A 21,102-nucleotide genomic window follows, 5' to 3' on the forward strand; every position below is an offset into this window, starting at 1 on the left:
GTGCGTTTAGCGCGGTGGCTCCACACCGACTCCATCCCGAACTCGGAGGTGAAACGCCGCAGCGGCAAAGATACTTTGGGGGCGACCCTACGGGAAAATAGCTCCGTGCCAGGTTACATATAATCCAAAAAGCCTCCTCTAGGGGGCTTTTTGCTATGGAAATAGCGTTCTCTACCCTTGGCAGTAAGTAATCGTACACCAATTTAATTGTCGATGCAGGTTATCTTTTCTCAACCCTACTCCAGCAAAGGGCGTAGGGCGTGGACATTTTCCCCTACTATTTATACCAGAGTGATGGAAGAGCGTTATCACAATTTAAATGCACAACAGCTTAAAGTGTTTCACAATTCCTCAACTATTTTTAGGATTTCCCCGGCTTATTGCTTTACTAAGTTTCTTTTCTAGTCCTATTCAAAAAGCTGCTTTTGAGCTTGATTTTCGATTGTACTCTGCTAGAGGAGCAAGAGGGCTATAGACCTTAACGACAGAAATTTTCGACGCATCTAACAAAAATCTCTATGCCTATACCTAGCGCAGTTTCATCAAAATCAAACCGGGGATGATGGTGTGGATAAGCTAAATCTTTGATTGGATTCGCAGATCCTAGAAAGAAATAACAACCAGGTACAGCCTGAAGAAAAAATGACATATCTTCACCACCCATTGTTTGACATTCTGGAACTACACCCGCAGGGGTTTCCACAAAATTTGACGCTACAGAACGCACCAGTTCAGCTATGCCAGCATCATTAATCACAGCTGGATAAAGTCGCCAGTAGTCTAACTCATAGCTTGCACCGTGACTTTGGCAAACACCAGAGATTATCTGCTCAAGTCGGCGAGGGATGATTTCTCCCAGCTCGGGGTTGAAATATCTAACAGTGCCGCTCATTTTCGCTGTATCGGCAATTACATTCAACGCCTTACCAGCATGAAGTTCCCCAACTGTAACTACGGCTGACTCTAGAGGAGAAACATTACGAGCCACAATAGTCTGCAAGGCATTGACAACATGAGCGCTGACTAAAATTGAATCAACAGTTTGTTGGGGAATAGCCCCGTGCCCACCTTTGCCCTGAATGGTACAGCGAAAACCCTCTGAAGCTGCCATCAAAGCGCCACTGCGGACGCCAACTGTGCCAAGGGGTAGGTTATTCCACAGGTGCAGACCAATAATTGCATCTACATCAGGATTTTTTAACACCCCAGCTTCAATCATAGGCTTGGCACCTCCTGGCCCCTCCTCAGCTGGTTGGAAGATAATCTTCACAGTTCCTGCGAAGTCTTCTGGATGGTTAGCTAGATAGTAGGCGGTAAAAAGTGCGATCGCTGTATGTCCGTCGTGACCGCAAGCATGCATTACACCATCGTGCTGCGACCGATAAGGCACATCGTTTTCTTCCTGAATTGGCAGAGCATCCATATCAGCCCGAATTGCCAATACAGGCCCAGGCTTGCTGCCTCTAATTGTGGCAACAATTCCAGTTTTTGCTATACCTGTTTCATGCTCGATTCCCCATTCGTGCAAATTTTGGGCAACCAGTTCAGAGGTCAAATGCTCTCGAAAGCCTAATTCAGGTCGCTGATGCAGCCGCCTACGCAGCTCCACAAGAGCTGGCTGTAATGCTTGAATTGTCGGCCGAATGCGAGATAAGTCAACAGGAAGGGGGTTTAAAGAAGTGGCAAACATTTATTTAGCGACTATATATTAGCGATTAGCTTTTAGCTAAACTGATTGGTGCATTTCCATGCATTAGTGTAGATTTTGGTTAATAACAAGTAACCAAAATCTACAGTTAAAGCGGCATCAATTGTTCTATATCTAAATCTGATGCAACTTTAGCTAGTTTATCTAAATCGGTTGGGTCAGCTAGATGCGGCATAACACCTAATACTGATGTATTTGTTAAAGATTGGATTAAATCGGCTGGAGCCAAATCGCCAATTTCTTGATCGCAACGAGACTGAACGCAATTAAGTACAATTCCTTTAAGGCGGACGCCCGACTGCCGAGCTAGGGCAACATTAGCCACTGCTTGGGCGATCGCTCCCAATCTAACTGGCACCACCAATACAGTTGGGAATCGCCAATCCCTAGCCAAATCCGCGACCGTCATTTCATAAGTCACAGGCGAACCTAATCCCCCGGCTGCTTCCACCAAAACCCAATCCCTCGATGCCCGCAACTTGTTAAATGCCTGCCATACTCGTCCCAAGTCAACACTAACTCCTTCTCGTTCAGCAGCTATGGGAGGAGCTAGGGGAGCCTCAAAATATAGTGGGTTAAGTTCATCAGGAGATTGATTAAGTGAAAACAGCCTAGCATATAACTCGCGATCGCCTGCTCCCGCCTGAATCGGTTTCATAATCCCCAAGCTGCGGGATGGACTATAGATCTGCCAATATGCAGCCAAAGCAGTTGTCAAAACTGTTTTTCCAGCATCCGTATCAGTTCCCGCAATTAGTAGCGCGTTCATTTAATAGGGGCTAAGGGTTAAAACTCAGCCATAAGTATGGACTATTTATTATGAAACATTAAAGCAACTTTTGCTTTTCGTATCTCGCCCTTAACCGCTACTGCCTGGGAACAATCTTCTTCTTAGTTGCGAACGCTCACATCTAGAGTAAAGTTCGTCTCCTCAGTCGCAATAACATCAATTTGATATAGGCCAGCAGTGGGCAGCGGCTTATTCCAAGACACAACTCCCGAAGCATCTTCCACCAGCTGTCCATTAGGATAACGAATATTTAAAGTTACCGCGCTCTGTAGAACTTCAACTGCAAGTACCTGATCCTCCTCACTGAGGTTAACCAAATAACGCTTAATCTTCTGCGGACTTGTTATACCCGAAACTTGCACTGGCTCACCACTAGGCGGCAATTCGAGCTGTGCGATGTCAAATTCTGGGACGGCGGGACTTATACTCGGCGTTGGGGTAGGAGTTTCAGTTGGCAACGGTGTAGAAGTGTCAGTTGGCGGAGTCGTAGGAGTTTCAATTGGGGCTGGCGTCGGAGTGACAAATTTTTCCAAACTAATAGCCAACTTGTAGTTGCTTTCAGGCAGTCCCCTAATGGGCCTCAACTCAATGGTGTACTCGCCAGTAAAGGGAAGCGTGCCTTTCCAGTCCAAGACGCGGTTCGCCTTGTCACCCACTGGGTTTTTATCTGGCCCCAATACAGTCATCAAAACGCCTTGACCGTTTAGGGTGGCTGTAAGCTGTTGATTCTGTTCTCCGGTAATAATGTAATTAACCGTTGCGTTTTCTTTAAGATTACCCTGTTTAGAAATAGTTGTTCCCAATCGTAAGTCTAGGCGCTGACTGTAAGTTTCAGGGGAGGCGCTAGGTGTTAGTGTCGGTAAAGGCGTTGGTGTTGGTGTCGGTAAAGGCGTTGGTGTTTCTGAGGGGAGGGGTGTGGGAGTTGGTGTCGCAACAAAAATTGGTGTTGGAGATATTTGAGCTTCCTGGCTGGTAATAAACGCTCTAACTGCCGCCCAGGAGCCAAACCCAGCTACTACAGCGACGCACGTACCCAGAGCGACGATAAACGCAGGGTTTTCCCCGATAGAGCGGTTAGTCGGTTGAGGAATTACTGGATCTGGTCTATTGGTATCAGCGAGATTTGGCTTGAGTGGCGTCTGTTTGCCTACCACAGCAATAGTTTGGACCTGTGATGAGGGCGAGGAATTGGAGAGCGGGGAAGGGGGGTTAGGAATCGGATAGGGAGAATTCATTGCCCCCAGCGCCTTTTGCCCGCTCTCTTGCTCCCTATTGAGAGCTTGCAGTATTTCTCCAGCTGATTGGAAGCGATCGCTAGGTTTATAACTCAACATCCGATTTAAAACACCAGCAAACCCATCGCTAACATTAACCCAACCCTGCCATTGCCAACTAAGCTGGATGTCGTCAAATAATTCTTGAGGCTCTTTGCCAGTAAGCAGCACTATAACTGTCACCGCTAAAGCATAGAGGTCGCTGCTAGGATAGGCTCGTCCGCTTTGGAGTTGTTCGCTGGGGGCATACCCCAGTTTGCCCGCTGTTGTCACTGGTTTCATTGGATCTGGCAATTGAATGCGGCTAGCCAGTTCCTTGACAACACCAAAATCGATTAAAACGGGGAGGCGATCGCGATCGCGCAAAATGATGTTGTCTGGTGCAATATCTCGGTGAACTATCCCCTTGCTGTGGACATACGCTAACACAGGCAACAACTGCCGCAAAAATTCCAACACTTCTGCTTGCGAAAAAACATTTCCCTGACTTTGACGCTCATCGAGCAGAGTACGATATGTCTTGCCTTGCACGTACTCTTGCACCAAGAACAGGCGCAGATATTGCTCAAAGGTAGCTCGGAACTGAGGAATCTGCGGATGCTGAATTTGGTAAAGAATTGCCGCCTCTCGTTGGAACAGTTCCCTCGCCTTATCCAGCGCCAAACCCTGTGTAGTCTGCAAAATCAATTCCTTTAAAGCACAATATTCCTTAAAACGCCCCTGGTCTTCTGCCAAATACATCCGCCCAAACCCTCCCTGTCCGAGGACGCTCAGCAAGCGGTAGCGGTTTTGCAATATGGTTCCGATTGGCAGGAGGGGTTGCATAAACAAAGGCGTTTGATCTAATCAAGGTGAGTAGAGTCTAGGAGACACTATTAGCTAGTTTTTCCTATATCTACAGTTCCAAGTCTGCTACTTTCGGTCTTTTTGTTCCTCCCCAACCTCTTAGGTAAATTAACTTACGCCGTATTTTTTCATTAATAAGGTTTGTAGACTTCTAATTTAAAGGTGAGTTGCCAATTGTTAAAAAACCTATATTTTTCTAACCTTCAAGCTGTTCTAGGTATGACTTATCCGCCAAATGGCTTAAGGTCGGGATTAAAAAATGGATCGGCCATCCGCCAAATGGCTGAAGCTAGGTAAAAACAAGTTGAATATTCTATCTTAAAAATTAAATTTCTTGTATTAACTTAAAAGCTTATCCTAGCCTTCATACAAACTTTATAAATCAAGTATATGTGGCGTATATGAGCAGGAATGATAAGATTGCAATCGAGTAGCTCTAGAGGGTCTGGTGTGATCCATTCTGCAACTTTAACGCTTCAGCATACGCTGTCTCCGATTGCCGACAATAACCGTCTGCGGCTGTTTTCGGGTTCTGCCAACGTGCCGCTATCTCAGGAAGTAGCTCGATATCTTGGTATGGACTTGGGGCCAATGGTCCGCAAACGGTTTGCCGATGGTGAGCTGTACATTCAAATCCAGGAATCCATTCGGGGTTGTGATGTATATCTAATTCAGCCAACGTGCCATCCAGTGAACGATAACTTGATGGAGTTGCTGATTATGATTGATGCCTGTCGTCGTGCTTCGGCACGCCAGATTACGGCAGTGATACCTTATTATGGCTATGCCAGGGCAGACCGCAAGACAGCTGGGCGGGAGTCAATTACTGCCAAGTTGGTTGCGAACCTGATCGTGAAGGCTGGAGCCAGTCGCATTTTAGCAATGGATTTACACTCAGCCCAAATCCAGGGCTATTTTGATATTCCATTCGATCATGTTTACGGCTCACCTGTGATCTTGGATTATCTGGCTAGCAAGCAACTATCCGACATTGTTGTAGTTTCACCAGATGTGGGAGGTGTGGCTAGAGCTAGAGCATTTGCCAAAAAACTGGATGATGCACCCCTAGCAATTATTGATAAACGTCGCCAAGCCCATAATGTCGCGGAAGTGATGAATGTGATTGGCGATGTCAAAGGCAAAACGGCGGTGCTGGTAGACGACATGATCGATACCGCAGGCACCATATCAGAAGCAGCCAAAATATTACGCAAAGAGGGAGCGCGTCAGGTTTACGCCTGTGCTACTCATGCGGTTTTCTCGCCACCAGCAATTGAACGCTTGTCCAGCGGCGTGTTAGAGGAGGTGATTGTAACCAATACAATCCCAGTAGCGGAACAAGATCGCTTTAAACAACTGACGATGCTTTCTGTTGCAAATGTGCTGGGGGAAACGATTTGGCGGGTTCACGAAGATAGTTCTGTAAGTAGTATGTTCCGTTAAAGGGGACAGTTTGAGTTATGAGTTTTGAGTTAAAAATTTATACTCATAAGTCTAGGAACGGAGAAAATCTGGCTCTCTATAAAACTCATAACTCCTGCACCCGCGAACCTCTGCCCGCTTTTTTGTGAGTTGCGAAGCGCCTGCCGCTTCGCAATTTTACAGTTTTATCCTTAAAACGACGAGCTTCTGGCAAAATGGTTGTAATTGCCCGCACGGCCTAGTTACTAGCGGCGCCTTATTGCCAGAATAACCCCATGACCCAAGTTACATCGGCAGAAATTGCACAGTTTCGCTCTCAATTAGCAGATTATCCCGATGCCTTAATATCTTTAGATGTGATTGAGGACTGCGAAGGAGATTTAGAAGATGCGGCGATGGTGCTGGCAATTAGAGTAGGACAGCAACCAGATATAGCCAATTCAGTATGGTTGGATAGTCTAGCCAAAAAATGCCGTGCTGTTATCTGCCAGGAAGAATTTAGAAACGATTTGGTAAATGGAAACTTTTCAGGGATGATGGGACACTTGGCAGCAACAAAACTTTGCCCTGCGCTGTTGGTAACACCCGTTCTAATGTATGTGTTTCAGCAGGGCGTAAATAAGTTTTGCGAACCTATGGACCGTGTATCTTAGCCTCTACAACTCTTCTCGGTTCCTCTGCTGCCATAGCTTAAGGCTCCACCACATTCCCACAGCAGCAAAAGTGCTGAGGATTGGAGATAGCAGTAAGAAAGGTAGATGTGGGGAAGGGTTAGAAAAAGGCGATCGCCATGTTGCTATTATTTGGCTAAAGCTAGAGGCTACAATTAGACCTGCGGCAAGACCAGCACCAACAGCTTCAATGGTATGAACCAGGTTGCGTTCCAGTTCTTTTTGGTAGCTGTGCAACTGGTGGGTAAGTTCTTGTTGCTCATCAATGTTCTTACTTGGCACCCCTTCTAATAATGGGCGATCGCTCTGTTGTGTGTCAGAAAATTCGCTTGCTTTTTCATCCTGTTGACGCTGGCGATCGCGATGCAGATCGCACTCAGCGCGTTCAATTTCTACAATGCCTCGGATAGAGGCGATCATCTGCTCAAATAAGTTGCGGCCAGGAACAAGGTAAGATAAATCTACTTGAATTTGGGTCTGAAACTGATTGCAGGTGCGGTCGTGGAAATTTTGCAAGAAGCGCACGTCATCCCCTGCCTGACTTAGCTCCTGAATTTCCCCAAGTCTTGCTTCATAGTTCTTGGCGTTATTCGCGATCGCAGTACCGTCATCTTCCAAGTCCCGCAAATCGCAAGCATATTGAAATGCCCTCGCAGGCATTTGACTCAGCAATTCTTTGCCAACTCCATATAACTGTGACGTTTCCCCCAGTAACGTCTGGAAGTTATGCACCTGCTGCTCTAGTTCATAGTAACGCTGACGAGCTTCGCGATTCCTTTGGCGAGATTCGTGATAAGCGTAAAGAATTTTATGGCGGCAGCATAACAAATTCAACAACGGGAAGTAAGCTTTCTGAGCCATCACCAATGTTTTAGGCTGACCGTGATTTAGCCACACTAGGATGTGACACTGCTCATTTGGACTCTGAACTTCACTTTTAGAGAGAACATCATACTCAAAAATAGGGCTAGCAAAGAGCCTGCCTTGGGCAATACATTCTATCCCAGCCCCGGTTGAATCTGGTAACAGCGCTTCCACGCAGGCATCTGCCACATTGCGATCGCCTGATGCATCGTCCCCCAGTTCCGCAAATAACAATAGCGTCTGACCCAAAGAAGCCCCAATGTGCTGTGGTAGCAGACACCCATGAGGATTGAAGCGGCTTAAATCGGCAATTGGGACGGTAGTAGTTTTGTATTGCAGCGTCAGTTCGGCTGCGTAAGTATCATGTAGCTTGAAAGGATAAATTAAACCACTAAGGTTGGAGCCATTTTCTAAAGGAACAGGCTCAAAAAGCAGACAACCAGTTGGCTGGATTAGCTCAATGCGATCGCCCCTTTGCCTTTTCTCACCATCGGGATTATATTCACCGTTCTGATAACAACTGAGTTTGTCTCGCAGAGATTGCAATTCTGGAAACGGGAGGTACTTTTCGCCGACAGCGGCCAATTTTTCCCACAGATACGCAGCATTTTCTACAACCTGCTGGGGGCCTTCAGCAAGACTGTGACGCCTATGAAAGGCATAGAGGGTAATTCTGGGGTTCTTAACCCGTCGTGCCAGAATGGTGTTATTCATGGACGGAGCTGTGAATGTTGCTCGGAATGGGGGTGTAACTATGCCAGCCCGCATAGATTAGCACTTCCCCGTATGTATTATCATCCTTTTGACTGTTGTGGGATGTTGTGCGTAACCAAAGCGTTAGCCGTTAGCACGCGATAACATAGCAGTATCGCTCCTATGTTATCGCGTGCTTATTTGCTAGGGTTAGGGTTGATCTAATTTCTTTTTACTAGATATGCTGGGCTTAGCGTCAGCGTCAGCGTAGCGAAGTGCGCTAGCACGTTAGCGAAGTGCGTTAGCGCGTTCGCTGCTCTTTACAGAGCATTGCCTGTTCCCGATCGAGAGCGGAAAAGCTTCTGGCAAAATTGTAATTAGTTATCTAAGTATTTCCCACCAGCGCCTTTGAATTGCCACATTATGCAAATAGTGGCTGAATACCATTCATCTGCTTGCGATATCAATACCAACAAGGAAAGCATCAATCATACTTGTTTGCCATTCAAAATTTTGCTTTCCTGTAATGTGAGGAAATTTTCACCACACATTATTCAGAGGCGATAGTCCTGCTATTGTTATTCATTTGCTACCCCAGCACATCCGCAACCGCAATCTCTACATCAGGAAACGCTTGGATAAATAATGTTTGACCGCGATAAAACTTCTGCCTTTCTTGATAACCTTCTGTTGAAGGTTGTCTGTATACTTCCAGACATTGCCCATTGATATCCACCAGCCAAACTTCAATAATGCCTTGTTCAGCGTAGAGGGGAATTTTTACATCTCTATCCGTCTCTACTGTTGTATCGGCAACTTCAATTATTAATAAAATATCATGTGCTTGCGGATGAGCAGACTCGTAGAAATCTGCACGGGGTTGCAGCAACGCCACATCTGGCTGAGGTTGAGAAGCATCATCCAATTCAATGGGATTTTGAGTATCGACTAAAGCGCGTCTGCCTAATTTTTCAGATAGTAATGTATCTAAGCGCCTCACATGGGCTGCGTGTCTTCTGCCAATTGGGGACATTTGAACAATTTCTCCTCGGATTAATTCCACCCTGTCATCTTCTGTGAGAATACCTGCCTCTACCATGCGATTGTATTCTTTTACAGTAAATAACCGTCTGAGCAGTCCAGTTGTCATCATCAACTCCTATTGTTATCTGAGTTTCTATTTTAGTTATCCTTAATTTTCATCCCGTTGTGCTATTAGGCTGGAAGTTACTTAGCTAATCCCAAAAAAACATGAATTGCAGCCTCAGTGCTGCTTGCTACCAAAAAGCCTGTCTTCCACAAGGGGGATGTTAAGCAATAACCTTTGTTCGACCATCTAAGTGACTCACAGGAGAATACGGCGATGCAATTGGCAGGTAAAGTTGCACTGATCACTGGTGCGGGTTCGGGTATTGGGAAGGCTGCTGCTATACTGCTGGCTAAAGAAGGGGCGAAAGTAGCAGCATTAGGTCGGAGCGAGGACGAAATCAAAGAAACCATTGCTACGATACAAGACAGTGGTGGAGAAGCCATAGCCGCGATCGCTGATATCTCCCAAACCGAACCAATGCAACAAGCCGTAAACCAAATAATTGATAAATGGGGACGGCTTGATATAGTTTTCGCTAACGCCGGAATTAATGGTGTTTGGGCATCCCTGGAAGATCTAGATCCTGACGAGTGGGACAAAACCATGAACGTCAATCTTAAAGGTACGTTCCTCACCGTCAAATATGCGGTACCCCATCTTAAAAAACAAGGTGGTTCCGTAATTATCACTTCTTCCGTCAACGGCACACGGATGTTCAGCAACACTGGCGCAACAGCCTATGCTTGCAGCAAAGCCGCTCAGGTAGCGTTTACCAAAATGGTGGCGCTGGAACTTGCCGAACACCGCATCCGCGTCAACGTAATTTGTCCGGGGGCAATTGACACAAATATTGACCAAAACACCGAACACCGGGATTTAGATAAGGTTCGCGAACCTGTCGAGTATCCTGAAGGAGAAATTCCTTTAACAGATGGCAAATCTGGAACATCAGAGCAAGTGGCGCAGTTGGTGTTATTTTTAGCATCAGAAAACTCCAGCCACATCAGCGGGACGGAGATTTGGATTGATGGTGCCCAATCGTTGCTGGTGGGTTAATCGATTTTGGATTGAGGGGGGCGATGCTCTGTAAAGAGCCGCTAACGCGCTAACGCACTTCGCTAACGTGCTAGCCCACTTCGCTACGCTGACGCTGACGCTAAACCGGGGCAAATTTCCATAAAGCATCGGCATCTAGGCAAATTAGCATTGCCAACTACTAGACATCAGCATTAGCTATGCTATACTAGGGAATCCATGCGGATGTGGCGGAATTGGCAGACGCGCTAGATTTAGGTTCTAGTTTCGCAAGAAGTGAAGGTTCAAGTCCTTTCATCCGCATAAGACAAAGCTAAATGCCTTGATATATATCTAACTCGAAGCATAAGGTTTTCATCACGGAAAACTTATGCTTCTAATTTTTTATAACCCTGTAGATTGCCAAGAAATTACTTCCTAGTGACTTACACCACGCTTTCCAGCGCCCGTTTGAACTCAAGAGCCGTTTTAAAGTAAATTTCTGGCTTATCCACCAGTGCCAAATCAATAACTTCCGCCAATCGTTGCGGAATTGAGGCATCGCGTTGACGAATGGGTACGGCATCGGTTTGCAATACCACCAGCAACGGGTCTTTGTCCATGAAGTCGCGCGGCCAAGTACCCGTTAACATGGTGTAGAGTGTCGCGGCTGTAGCCCAAACATCTACCTCTGGCTTGGCGTATTTGAAATCAATCACCTGCTGTCGCGGCATAAAGGGCAACGTGCCTGCTACTTCGCTGCCACTCATTGTGTGACCGCTTAAACCCGCTTGGTCAAAGGCTTTGGCTAACCCGTAGTCGCCGACTTTGGCAATGTAGGAGTTACCAACTTTGGTGAGGAAGATGTTGTTTGGTTTGATGTCGCGGTGTACCAAACCCCTCCCTTTGCCAATCGTGCCGTCAGCGCGTCTAACAGAGGGAATTTCGGCGTTGTGGGCGTATTCCAAACCATCTAAGGTTTGCAGGATAATTGGAAGGGCTTCTTTAATCGACAAGCGCCCGCCCCGTTGTTCCATTAAATCCCCTATGCTGCCGCCGTTGCAATACTCTAGGGTAAAGAAGAACGTGCCATCCGAGTAACCATAATCCAGCAGTTTGACGACATGGGGATGGTTCAAGGCTTTGGTGTTGTCCATCTCCCGCAGGAATTTATCAATAGCGCGTTGATTGGCGGCGATTTTGGGTAGCATTACTTTCAGCGCTACCGACTGGCCATTTTGCTGATTGAGGGCGAGGTAAACTTCACCAAAGCCTCCCTCACCTACCTTTCTCACGAGTTTGTAACCCTGAATTGCCGTTAGCTTTTGGTCACCGCCTGCGGCTTTTTGAAGTAGACCTTTGATAATTTCCCAAAAGTTGGGCTTTTCCGGTGCAATGTTAGGCTTGTGCAGCTTGGCTTTGAAAACGTCTATAGTCTGCGATTCTTCCGGTTCAACGTGGATGCTGACTCGGAAGATGGTGTTACCTAACTCGATGACATCGCCTTCGTGTAAGTCGTACTCTGGGAATTTCGACTCTGCGCCTTGTGAGGGAGTTTGGTGGGGTTGGCGCTGTCCGATTTTCTTGCTGTTGACGTAGGTGCCGTTTTTACTGCCGAAATCGCGCACGCGGATATCTGGGGGGTTGATGTCGAGGAGGCAGTGATAGCGGGAGATGGTACGATGGGCTTCGTCATCCGGTAGTTGGGGATTGCATTCATTGGCGCGACCGATGAGGCAGGTGGTGCGGGAGTCGAAGGTAAATTCTTGACCGTTGAGATTACCTTGGGTGATGGTGAGGGTGACTTGGGTTGGCATCGGTGGATGGTTTAAATTTTGGGTATTGCCTTTGGCATTGCCAATAGGTTTAAGCTGCCTGTCTGAGTATTGAAGAGCCAACTCTTCCCTGTCATCAACATAATGGTAAGGATCGTGCCTCGACAACCCCGCGAACTCAAACCCGAATACTGCTATCACATCACTACTCGCTGCAATAGTCGTGAATTTCGCCTCACACGCTTAGAATGCCGCCAGATGTTAATCTACGCTATCAAGAAAGCCAGGGATAAGTATGGGTTCAAGCTATATGCTTTGTGTATTATGAGCAACCATGTTCATTAGACCTCTTGCAAAAATCCATGAATCACCCCTCCCCAGCCCTCCCCGCGAGTTCGGGGAGGGGCAAGACTTCAAGTTTTTCCCCCCTTAGTAAGGGGGGATTAAGGGGGGTAATTTCGACTTTTGCAAGAGGCCTATTATTTGCTTGAACCTCAACAACCAGAGGATTTACCCAAAATTATGCACTGGCTGAACTGGTATACTGCCATGTGCTTTAACCGGATGTTGAATCGCACGGGGCATTTTTGGGAAAAGCGATACCACAGCACGGGTTTTGCTAATACAGATAGGCGTAGAGCATTAAATACCTTGCGATACATTCATGCTAATCCCAAGGCGGCTGGGATGCAGTACGGCTTTTTTTATGATTTCAGCAACTACGGGATACACGACAGACTGAGTGATGATGGTTTAACTCAGTGGCATCCTGCCTTTTTGAAACTTGGTAAGGATTTGGATGAATGCGCGGCTAAGTATCGCAAGTTTTGTAAAAAGTATCGACCCCAGACTAAGCCAGAGGTAAAAAACCATTGGGGTAGTCGCCTGTTGGCAGGAATGAGGCTGAAGGGGAAACCCAGCAAAAAGTCACCGGGTCAAATTTGTCTTCCTTGGGCAGAGTGGGAGCCATTAGATCCGGAGGTCTTCAGGGTGGCAGAAAAGTTCGTCTTAGCTAATTGTTACAACCCAGCAGGAGCGGCGACCATGCTCTCTGACTCGTCGCAGTACCAGGTATCGGAAAGCTAGACAGCTCAAGGCTTCGTGGAAACGATGACCTTAGCAATTTTTCACAAATTGCTCAAGCCTTTATATGTTACACTTTACAAGTCTCTACGCGAGAGAAGAAAGTCAAGTGACTTATTAGCCCTAACAAAAAATTTCATCAAGGAAAACCTCCGCTGCTTCCGCAAGTATTCCCATCCCACAACTTCCCAAAAACTTGGAAGATGTCCAAAAGGGGCATCATATAGGGTTAACCGATAGTATTGGCAGCTTATCCAGTTGCCTTCCACTCTCCAGCCGACGCGATCGCCAAACTTTTCATAGGCGCAATCCGCGTTATGGTTCCCCCCAACGCTTTCCCAGATGCGCTTCTGCACAGAAAAGCCGAAGCGCCCATTGCTGTATTTTACCCAGAGTTGGTCGATAGTGCGTAGGTCTTTGCAAGGAAAACTGTTGATGGAATCCACATCGAGCCAGCCTTCGCTTTCCCTTCTAGCTGCCTTGAGCATCACCCGGTAAGTTTCCTCATCAGCCTCTTTCCACTTTCCCGCCTTGAGTAAATCCCGCAGATTGCGGTAATCTATCCCCCTCTCGGAACTCAAATCGTCAGCTTCAGCTTCGGTAAACAGCGCCAACCACTCTTGCACCGACTGCGGACGGTCTTTTGGTTCCAGTGCCATGCCCTTAATAATGGCATCATTCACCCTGTCACTAATTTTGGGATTGTGTTGCTTAGGCGGTACTAAAGGAATGCTGAACTCTTTCCTTATGTCCGCAGCAGGCGGCAATTGGTAAGTTAGCAAATTGTAAAGTGTCGCCGCTAACGCATAAACATCAGTATAAGCACCCCGTTCAGCACGTCTTTGGTACTGCTCAATCGGTGCAAATCTCTCTGTTATGTAGTTGGTATGACTTTGCTCCTTGCCAGAGATAAACTCACGAGCCAGACCAAAATCAATTAAAACGGCATCCAAACTCCCTCGACGCAGCATAATATTAAGTGGCTTGACATCGCGGTGTAAAAATCCCTGGTTGTGGATAAAGGTTAGCGCATCCCCAACTTGCCGGATAATCCTTAACGCTTCTTGCTCCGACAAAACACCTCGCTCGTCTAAATAAGAAGCTAAATCCTGCCCCTCGATATATTCCATCACCATGCACCACAGCCCATCCTGTTGAAACAATTGGGGCAATACTTTAACAATATGGACATGGCGGCAACTGGCTAAACACATCGCCTCGTTAACAAAATTTTCTTGAATTGCCGCAAAATCCGGTTTACTTTGCTGTAAGGCGTTGAGGGTTTTAATAGCAACGAATTGACCGGATGGCTGCTCTCTAGCTCTATAGGTAACGCCGAAGCCACCAAAGCCTAAGAGTTCTTCAACGATGTATTTGCCGCCTTTAAGCTGTTGCCGTGGTGCCCAGTGGCTCATATTGAGTTAGGGAGTAGGATTAGGATTTTCTCTCGTGCTTTACGCAACTTGTCAAAGAAGCAAGGTATTTTCCCTATTAATCTAAGTTAATCTAAGTTAAATTGGCAACTTCTGGTGTGAAGCGTTTGAGTTTCGTCACAAAGACTCACCAAGCACCGCCTTAAGTTTCGATTTCAACTAACTAATTGCTGCTTCGCTTCCCACACCACAATTTGCTGATGTAGCTGCTGTTGGCGCGATTCCCTATGGGATAGCTACGCTTCACGCACTTTGGAGGATGAGGAGATGCAATCGCCCAAACTGAACTCAACACTCCTGTTACTTATTAGATGGGCGCTGTTTTAGTATCTACTTTTAATATTCTCTAACAGCTTTTTCTAGAAGGAATGCTACCAAGCATATTCTACAGGTTTGCTCCCTACTAAGTAGGTAGACATAATTAAACTAAACATCTCATGTAGGTTGACTTGAGGAACGAAACCCAACATTGATATGGTTTTGATGGGGTCTGCTGGCGCTCTAACCATCCTACAAATAATTAGATCCATCTACTTAGCAGATAGTTGAATTGCAAGTTTTTGGAAATATTGCCCAAAAAATAAAGCTCCTTTTTTAAATAAAAGGAGCTTTATTTTTCAACTTATATAGCAGTCCTATTTGATTTGTGAAATATTTTTTTAACGAACCGCGTCAGCGGAGCGAAGCGCGTCAGCGCGTTAGACGCATTAGCGAAGCGAAGGCGTTAGCCGTTAGAGCGCGAAGGAAAGAGCGGAAGAGAGATTTCACAACTGATTTAGGATTGCTATATTCTTGAAACCGACAACTTAGGTTACTAAAAACTAAGTTCTAGAGCGTTGTTTTGCTGCAAGCTTTCTCAACTGTTGCACTCGCTGTTGCAGCAGTTGCAAATTAGCTGGGGTAATCTTCCCATAACGCCAACCAACATAAGCGTGAGAAACTTCCTCAATCGCCTCGGAAATTGGCTGTGGATGATGCTGATGCGATGCTTTTGCATACTCCAAAGGCGTCTGCGCTGGATGCTTGCGAAAACCCTGGGACGCTAAATCATCAAGCATTTGCTGATATAAACTCTCCATCGGCGGTAACTTAGCAAGCCACGCACGGCGTCGCCACGCCTTCCACTGCGTCCAACCCAACCAGCCCAAAAAGCCGAGGACAATACCAAGAACGCAAGCAGTAAAAAATCCTACCCAGCCGTTAGACAACATCCCCCACAAGAGGGATATCGCCATACCAAGGAAGGATGCGATCGCCTCAAATAATCCATTCAACCATCCTGTCAGCGGCGAGGGCAACCATCCTGCAACCCACTTCCAAAACTGCTGCAATACGCTAAACGCCTGGTTCTCCTCAATAGATGGTGGAATCAAATCGTGTCCCGGAATTGGATCGAAGGAAAACCAACCATACCTGGGAAAATACACCTCCGTCATCGCATAAGCATCGGTGTTGCTAACAATATATAAACCCGTAAACGGATTAAATTGCCCTGGAGCAAAACCCCCCACTAGCCGCGAGGGAATGCCAATCGAACGCAACATAATAGTTAAAACGGTCGAAAAGTGGTCTGGATAGCCACCTTGGTTTTTGAAGAGAAACGCCTCCACTAAATCTTCGTTTTCACCCAAAAGGGGCAACCCCATCCCGCCTTTTGGGACTTTATAATTTTGCTTGAGATACTGAGCTAAGTACAGCGATTGCTCGTATGGCGAAGTTATAGGTTTTTGCTTCCTATCTATTTGTTGCTGATTGTACTTTGCTAAAATTTCTTGAGTGCGGGCACGCACTTTGGCAGCGATCGCATCCGGAACTTGTAGGTAGTATTTCTGAATGTTTTTAGGATAGCGAGTAGACGCTTGCCCTAATACATCGCGATCGCGGTAAGGCACATCTGAAATAACAGTATATGTCAGTCCTTCGGGCAATATTTGGGGCGATCGCAAACCGCCTTCTGTATCTACCGCCACTTTCAGCGTAGGAAAATACAGTTCTCTAGGTAGTGCCAATGCTGGAATTAAGTTCGGCAACTCAGACACTACGCTATAAGTCTGAATCACCGACTTGGTTCTATTCCCGCCTCCACCAAGATAGAGAAAAAACCTATAAGACCAACTCGGCCTTTCCAGAGTTCGGGTTTGGGTATCGCGGGAAATTTCCCACCCCTGACCCGTATAGTTGTCAAACGCCAGCACCCGCCAAAATCCCTCGGACTGCGATCGCACCCGCATCACCACCTTGGGCTTTAGCTCTCCGGTCTGGTTCTGGTTCATCTTGCTGCTAAAGCCATAGTAGGAGGTTTCCTCCGTCTTGCCATCTTCCCCCTGGCCTTGACCTGCCCCCGTACCTGAACCTTGCCCGTTCCTGCGCCCAGGTCTGACAATTCCCAGGTTATTACCAGGAAAATCTTGGTCTTTCAGACTATTGGGGGCGCTGACTGGCAACATTGTTTGCAGCTGATAGCCTGGAAAACGCGGCACCAGAGCAAAAATTGCTAGCCCTAATGCCACAATCGCCAAAAACATTACACCCAGACGTTTTGGCGCTAGCCCATAAGCTGCAAGCCGCGCCTGCCAAGTCTGAGGAACCCCCCGTAGATGGGTTTTAGGTTTTGTTCCTATGCCCAGCCGCGAACGGTAGTCGAGAACCAAAACCGGGAGGCCGATCGCTAAAAATAGCAGCAACAGGGGTGCAAAAGCTAAAGTTTGGCTGAGAGTAGCGGCGACACCCAACAAAATCAGCCCGATCACCATCGAATACCCTAAATCCTTGCGGCGGGGTAAGTCGAAGCTATGGAGGACTTGCAGCTGAATTAACAACTCAGCCAGAACCAATCGCATGTCATTGAGGCTGCCCAAACCTCTGACAAAGAAAAAAACCATTGCACCTATCATGCCAATGGCTAGCAAAAACTTCATAGGCACGTTGCGATCGCGCCGATGAAACCAGCTCCAAGTAGCCCCAGCAATACTAAAGGGGACTGCCCAAAGGGATAGCGGTATCTCCCCTTCCCCTACGCCTGCTGCTATATCTGTAGCTACAATACCCACCACTACAAGCGCCTGCACCAGCGCTCGTAGCAGTATTGAGTTTTCTGGCTCTGGCCGAGGTATAGATTCTAGCCGTTGCCACAGTTGATTTAAACCCGGTAGACGCTGTAGTTGCCGAGTCCCCGAAGAGTTAGACATTTCTTAGTTGGTCGTTGGTAATTGGTCAACGGGTCATTGGGGATTGGCCATCGGGACAGTAAAAGCAATAAAGTAATTACTTCTGACTTTAGTGCCCCATTCCTAATTCCCCATTACCTATTACCTACTATCCACCAACTATTAGCCACTATGCAGTAAGAGCTATTGCAAAAATTAGCGGTTGCTGCTCCAGCTCTTGGAACCGGATTTCCAGCGAATAGCTTTGGTTGGGTGGCAAATCGAAAGATTCTACACTCAAGTAACCTGGATATATGCGCTGTGCAGTTGCTTCTGCCTGACCAGTCCGCAGAGTTATGCTGCCACCGCGCGGCAATCTGCACTGCACCCTGAGTTTAGGAACTTTGTTCTCTAATTCATATTCTGCTTGTAAAGTGACAAGTCCAACCGCTGTCTGCCATTCTCGCTGTACAGACGGCTGGCTCCGCGACACCATCAAGGTCAGCCCCTTGAGCATTTCTCTAGCTGCTAATAATGACAAAGCCATCTGTTGCTTGTCTGATGCTGCTTCGTAACTGTCTGTAAACAGTTGCTGCTCTTGAGGGCTACGGGTGGGATACAGCAGTACCATTCCAGCTAATTCGTTGAGGAACTGGGGCTGCTGTGGAAACAAAGATAGTACCGCTCGCACCATTTTCGCCCCCAGTTGCTGCGGAGATTGCACCGCTTGCTGGCAAGCTTCTAAGAGCTGTACTAAAACATCTTTCGGGAGAAAGACTGGCAAACTAAAGTTTGGCAGCAGGGACATCGACAAACCAAGGTCGGAACCCCAGATATCTGTGCTTTCTACAGAATTGTCAGATTCATAGTTCCCGATTTCCGTCTCCCAAGGAAACCGGGGTGGGTGAAGTTCAATCTCATCTTGCAACCGGCGCTTGAGGAGCGCCTGGAAACGATTTTGCACGGTCGGTATGTCTCCCAAAGAGAGTGGTTGAGGGCAGGTCGCCGCTTCACCTGTACGGTCGGGGGCAAAGTCCAAGTCTTCAAAATCCAATACGTCTAACTCATCCATTTCCAGATCCGCGGCTGTAAACTCGCCTTCGCTATAGTGTGCTGGTGGTTGACCAGAATCGTGTTGCAACCAGGCCAATAAGCTGCGGTAGATGGCGTCTGAATTGTTATCTACGTCACTATTCATCTTTGGATGCACCTTGTCCGGATACTGAACGATTGCGAATATCCCAGGCAAGTTCTAGCAGCTTAAACCATCGCTTTTCAACTTGAGTTACAGTGCAACCCAGGGTAGTAGCGATCGCTGCATTCGCTAGTCCTTGTTGTTTTAATCGTATTAATTCCGCCTGCTGGGAGCCAATTTTTTTAATAAACTCCTGCCAATCTTGGGGGGTAAGACCCAAATTCTTTTCCAAATCAGCTTCCAACCACTGATGCACGAGTTCCCATTTATGAGAAAGGGCAAACCGGATCAAATGGTATTTGAATCGCTGCTGTAAGTAGTCGCGATCGCGCGGACTCAGCCGCAAAATTGTCTCAATTTCACTAGCTGATAAATCTTTTAGCCGCAAAACAAAATAGTCTGCACAATCTTTTTGTTGGCGATCCTCCAGATATTGAATTAATTCCTTAACCACTGTCTGGCGAAGACTTGATTCGGCAGGTTCAGGCTCAAGGGCTACCATCGCAGATCTTACCTGCTGCACGGCGGCATCATTCCAAGCCGAGTCTGACTCAGACATCGCCCCCTCTGCTGCCTGCTCCATATCAACTGAAAGTTCCGGGGGTTGTTGCTGCGAAAAAGTTTGCGCCCGCAGAACAATCAATTGCTGGCTGCGGCGGCTTGGCAAGGGAATGCGTCGCTTGCCGTATCGTTCGGTAAACGCCATATACTCCGCCAGATCCAACAGGGTCTGCGGACGATATGACGCGCCTACTTGGCTTTCGCGCCGAAATGCGTTCAAAGCTTCTGCATAAAATCCCTGTAAAAAATCTTCAATCAACGTCAGCCGCGCCTGATAGTTCAGCGGAGTAGAAGGCGGCGTAATGTAGCGGTAAACAATAGCACTAAGAGTACTGTGTAATTCTACTCCTCCGCGCCGTCGCCCCAGTTGGTAATAACGCAGACATTGGTTGAGGCGATGACGAGCTAGCGTTGTCGCCCAGCTTTCCACCTCTCCAGAATCCTGGATGCGCTTACTCTCTTTGCAGATCCGCAGCACTTCGTTGGCTATGCGGGCGGCCACATCCCGACAGTTCTGCTCATCACCTTTGGTTGACCTGCGAAGTTCGCTAAATAGGAACTCAAAAATGTCGTCCCCCCCTGGGCAGATTTCCCTCATATACCTTGACCGCTAAAAACACGCTAATAGACTCAACGAAACCGTTTTAGCTAGAATGCCCCCTATTGCTTTCGCCTTTTTGTCACTTTTTTAGGTTAAAGCATCGATTTAGTTTTGAGAGTAAACAGAAAGTATAAGTGATGTTAAGAACTTTACTTCTTTCCCAGCTTTAACCGAAATTCTCATAAGAAAACCTTGGCTTCGATGCTACCCGTTCTATTTGCGATCGCATATACCCGGACAAAAATAGCACGCAACGGCTACAACTTTCTTAGGGTCTCCCCGAGCTATAACGCTTATTATTTGGGCTGAACGCACGCCTTGCTAGGGAGTGGTACTCTCTCTATCGTGGTGGTCTGTGTCCTGCTGTGTAAATCCCTATCAGCGATTGAAATAGACTAAGAGGGTGACACTGCACCTAGCTAATAACATACACAGATGGATTTAGATCGACAGATTCAAGTCCTAGTTGACGATGCCCCGCAAGATGGTATTACTCCCGCAATAGTTGCAGGCGTAGCACCCGTTCTCAAGCAACTAGCAGACTCGCTGCGACATTTAGAATACTATATTCTTGAAAACCCCGAGCAGGGTTGGATTTTAACCACCCTCAGCAATCGCGCTCAACCCGATTTACAAAAAAAGGTTCTTTACGCCTTTCCCACTTTTAAAGACGCTGTTGATTTCCAGCAAGTGCCAGATCCTCAAGTTATCCCCAAGGCAATGCTGGTAACTCACATTTTGTTCCAAATGTTTGCAATGGACATCGTGGATAGCACGATTTTTTTGGAAACTCCGGGGAATAATACAGCAGGCGAGGAGGTTAGCCGCGCCCGTTTGCTCTCTTTAGTCCAGACCCATCTGCGCCGTCTCAAGTCAAAACCCAAAGCTAAACCCAGGCAACTACCCAGTGATATAGCTTAATGAGTTGGGGATTTT

The 21,102-nt window shown here is 47.1% G+C and carries 16 protein-coding genes, 1 tRNA gene and 1 rRNA gene; 8 read left to right on the plus strand and 10 right to left on the minus strand.

Annotated features, from left to right (window positions below):
* A 5S ribosomal RNA gene (gene rrf, locus H6F77_RS09560) occupies nt 1-114 on the plus strand; the annotation flags it as partial.
* Nucleotides 115-478: 364 nt separating this feature from the next.
* On the opposite strand, the gene H6F77_RS09565 is transcribed toward rrf, so the two are convergent.
* The 3 genes from H6F77_RS09565 to H6F77_RS09575 all read right to left on the minus strand — a co-directional run bounded on the left by H6F77_RS09565 (nt 479) and on the right by H6F77_RS09575 (nt 4,597).
* Nucleotides 479-1,690: a M20 metallopeptidase family protein gene (locus H6F77_RS09565; RefSeq protein ID WP_190487733.1), complete on the minus strand. Its 1,212-nt coding sequence runs from the start codon at nt 1,688-1,690 to the stop codon at nt 479-481.
* 106 nt (nt 1,691-1,796) lie between these two features.
* Nucleotides 1,797-2,477, minus strand: a complete 681-nt coding sequence (gene bioD, locus H6F77_RS09570) for a dethiobiotin synthase (RefSeq protein ID WP_190487734.1) — start codon at nt 2,475-2,477, stop codon at nt 1,797-1,799.
* 122 nt (nt 2,478-2,599) lie between these two features.
* Nucleotides 2,600-4,597, minus strand: coding sequence for a serine/threonine-protein kinase (locus tag H6F77_RS09575; RefSeq protein WP_190487736.1), 1,998 nt, complete (start codon nt 4,595-4,597; stop codon nt 2,600-2,602).
* Between the two features lie 471 nt (nt 4,598-5,068).
* Here H6F77_RS09575 and H6F77_RS09580 point away from each other — a divergent pair, with 471 nt between their 5' ends.
* Both H6F77_RS09580 and H6F77_RS09585 read left to right on the plus strand, forming a co-directional pair.
* On the plus strand, nt 5,069-6,061 hold the full coding sequence (locus H6F77_RS09580; protein WP_309228823.1) for a ribose-phosphate pyrophosphokinase: 993 nt from the start codon (nt 5,069-5,071) through the stop codon (nt 6,059-6,061).
* A gap of 254 nt (nt 6,062-6,315) precedes the next feature.
* Entirely contained in the window at nt 6,316-6,693 is a 378-nt protein-coding gene (locus H6F77_RS09585; RefSeq protein ID WP_190487740.1) for a hypothetical protein, read from the plus strand.
* A gap of 3 nt (nt 6,694-6,696) precedes the next feature.
* On the opposite strand, the gene H6F77_RS09590 is transcribed toward H6F77_RS09585, so the two are convergent.
* A complete protein-coding gene (locus H6F77_RS09590; RefSeq protein WP_190487741.1) occupies nt 6,697-8,289 on the minus strand; it encodes a hypothetical protein in 1,593 nt (530 codons plus the stop codon).
* Between the two features lie 568 nt (nt 8,290-8,857).
* Nucleotides 8,858-9,418 carry a Uma2 family endonuclease gene (locus H6F77_RS09595; RefSeq protein ID WP_190487743.1) on the minus strand — a complete coding sequence of 187 codons (561 nt, stop codon included), beginning with the start codon at nt 9,416-9,418 and terminating at the stop codon, nt 8,858-8,860.
* 213 nt (nt 9,419-9,631) lie between these two features.
* Between H6F77_RS09595 and H6F77_RS09600 the strand changes: the two genes are divergently transcribed.
* Nucleotides 9,632-10,414 carry an SDR family oxidoreductase gene (locus H6F77_RS09600; protein WP_190487745.1) on the plus strand — a complete coding sequence of 261 codons (783 nt, stop codon included), beginning with the start codon at nt 9,632-9,634 and terminating at the stop codon, nt 10,412-10,414.
* Nucleotides 10,415-10,614: 200 nt separating this feature from the next.
* Nucleotides 10,615-10,696, plus strand: a tRNA-Leu gene (locus tag H6F77_RS09605).
* A 122-nt stretch (nt 10,697-10,818) separates the two neighbouring features.
* Here the strand turns inward: H6F77_RS09605 and H6F77_RS09610 are convergent.
* Nucleotides 10,819-12,348: a protein kinase domain-containing protein gene (locus H6F77_RS09610; protein ID WP_309228824.1), complete on the minus strand. Its 1,530-nt coding sequence runs from the start codon at nt 12,346-12,348 to the stop codon at nt 10,819-10,821.
* Between H6F77_RS09610 and H6F77_RS28845 the strand changes: the two genes are divergently transcribed.
* Both H6F77_RS28845 and H6F77_RS27835 read left to right on the plus strand, forming a co-directional pair.
* Complete coding sequence (locus tag H6F77_RS28845; RefSeq protein WP_375335929.1) at nt 12,292-12,492, plus strand: transposase; 201 nt, start codon at nt 12,292-12,294, stop codon at nt 12,490-12,492. The two genes, H6F77_RS09610 and H6F77_RS28845, sit on opposite strands and share 57 nt — an antisense overlap.
* A gap of 138 nt (nt 12,493-12,630) precedes the next feature.
* Complete coding sequence (locus H6F77_RS27835; RefSeq protein WP_514131587.1) at nt 12,631-13,233, plus strand: transposase; 603 nt, start codon at nt 12,631-12,633, stop codon at nt 13,231-13,233.
* Nucleotides 13,234-13,307: 74 nt separating this feature from the next.
* Here the strand turns inward: H6F77_RS27835 and H6F77_RS09625 are convergent, their stop codons facing one another.
* From H6F77_RS09625 to hetZ, 4 genes are all read right to left on the minus strand, one after another.
* The gene (locus tag H6F77_RS09625) at nt 13,308-14,645 is read right to left on the minus strand and encodes a serine/threonine-protein kinase (RefSeq protein WP_190487747.1); all 1,338 of its coding nucleotides are present in this window, start codon (nt 14,643-14,645) and stop codon (nt 13,308-13,310) included.
* 839 nt (nt 14,646-15,484) lie between these two features.
* Entirely contained in the window at nt 15,485-17,851 is a 2,367-nt protein-coding gene (locus H6F77_RS09630; protein WP_190487749.1) for a transglutaminase TgpA family protein, read from the minus strand.
* 148 nt (nt 17,852-17,999) lie between these two features.
* A complete protein-coding gene (locus H6F77_RS09635; protein ID WP_190487751.1) occupies nt 18,000-19,007 on the minus strand; it encodes a hypothetical protein in 1,008 nt (335 codons plus the stop codon).
* Nucleotides 19,000-20,163, minus strand: a complete 1,164-nt coding sequence (gene hetZ, locus H6F77_RS09640) for a heterocyst differentiation protein HetZ (protein WP_190487759.1) — start codon at nt 20,161-20,163, stop codon at nt 19,000-19,002. The genes H6F77_RS09635 and hetZ overlap by 8 nt, the downstream gene beginning before the upstream one ends.
* Before the next feature lie 438 nt (nt 20,164-20,601).
* Here hetZ and H6F77_RS09645 point away from each other — a divergent pair, with 438 nt between their 5' ends.
* Entirely contained in the window at nt 20,602-21,087 is a 486-nt protein-coding gene (locus tag H6F77_RS09645) for a hypothetical protein (RefSeq protein ID WP_190487761.1), read from the plus strand.
* Nucleotides 21,088-21,102: the final 15 nt, after the last annotated feature.

This window comes from Microcoleus sp. FACHB-831 (assembly GCF_014695585.1).
Taxonomy (GTDB): Bacteria; Cyanobacteriota; Cyanobacteriia; order Cyanobacteriales; family FACHB-T130; genus FACHB-831.

What these genes read in the sequence shown, in the direction of transcription:
- H6F77_RS09565 (WP_190487733.1), bottom strand. Translation starts at nt 1,690, where the DNA reads ATGTTTGCCACTTCTTTAAACCCCCTTCCTGTTGACTTATCTCGCATT.
- bioD (WP_190487734.1), bottom strand. Translation starts at nt 2,477, where the DNA reads ATGAACGCGCTACTAATTGCGGGAACTGATACGGATGCTGGAAAAACA.
- H6F77_RS09575 (WP_190487736.1), bottom strand. Translation starts at nt 4,597, where the DNA reads ATGCAACCCCTCCTGCCAATCGGAACCATATTGCAAAACCGCTACCGC.
- H6F77_RS09585 (WP_190487740.1), top strand. Translation starts at nt 6,316, where the DNA reads ATGACCCAAGTTACATCGGCAGAAATTGCACAGTTTCGCTCTCAATTA.
- H6F77_RS09590 (WP_190487741.1), bottom strand. Translation starts at nt 8,289, where the DNA reads ATGAATAACACCATTCTGGCACGACGGGTTAAGAACCCCAGAATTACC.
- H6F77_RS09595 (WP_190487743.1), bottom strand. Translation starts at nt 9,418, where the DNA reads ATGACAACTGGACTGCTCAGACGGTTATTTACTGTAAAAGAATACAAT.
- H6F77_RS09600 (WP_190487745.1), top strand. Translation starts at nt 9,632, where the DNA reads ATGCAATTGGCAGGTAAAGTTGCACTGATCACTGGTGCGGGTTCGGGT.
- H6F77_RS28845 (WP_375335929.1), top strand. Translation starts at nt 12,292, where the DNA reads ATGGTAAGGATCGTGCCTCGACAACCCCGCGAACTCAAACCCGAATAC.
- H6F77_RS09625 (WP_190487747.1), bottom strand. Translation starts at nt 14,645, where the DNA reads ATGAGCCACTGGGCACCACGGCAACAGCTTAAAGGCGGCAAATACATC.
- H6F77_RS09630 (WP_190487749.1), bottom strand. Translation starts at nt 17,851, where the DNA reads ATGTCTAACTCTTCGGGGACTCGGCAACTACAGCGTCTACCGGGTTTA.
- H6F77_RS09635 (WP_190487751.1), bottom strand. Translation starts at nt 19,007, where the DNA reads ATGAATAGTGACGTAGATAACAATTCAGACGCCATCTACCGCAGCTTA.
- hetZ (WP_190487759.1), bottom strand. Translation starts at nt 20,163, where the DNA reads ATGAGGGAAATCTGCCCAGGGGGGGACGACATTTTTGAGTTCCTATTT.
- H6F77_RS09645 (WP_190487761.1), top strand. Translation starts at nt 20,602, where the DNA reads ATGGATTTAGATCGACAGATTCAAGTCCTAGTTGACGATGCCCCGCAA.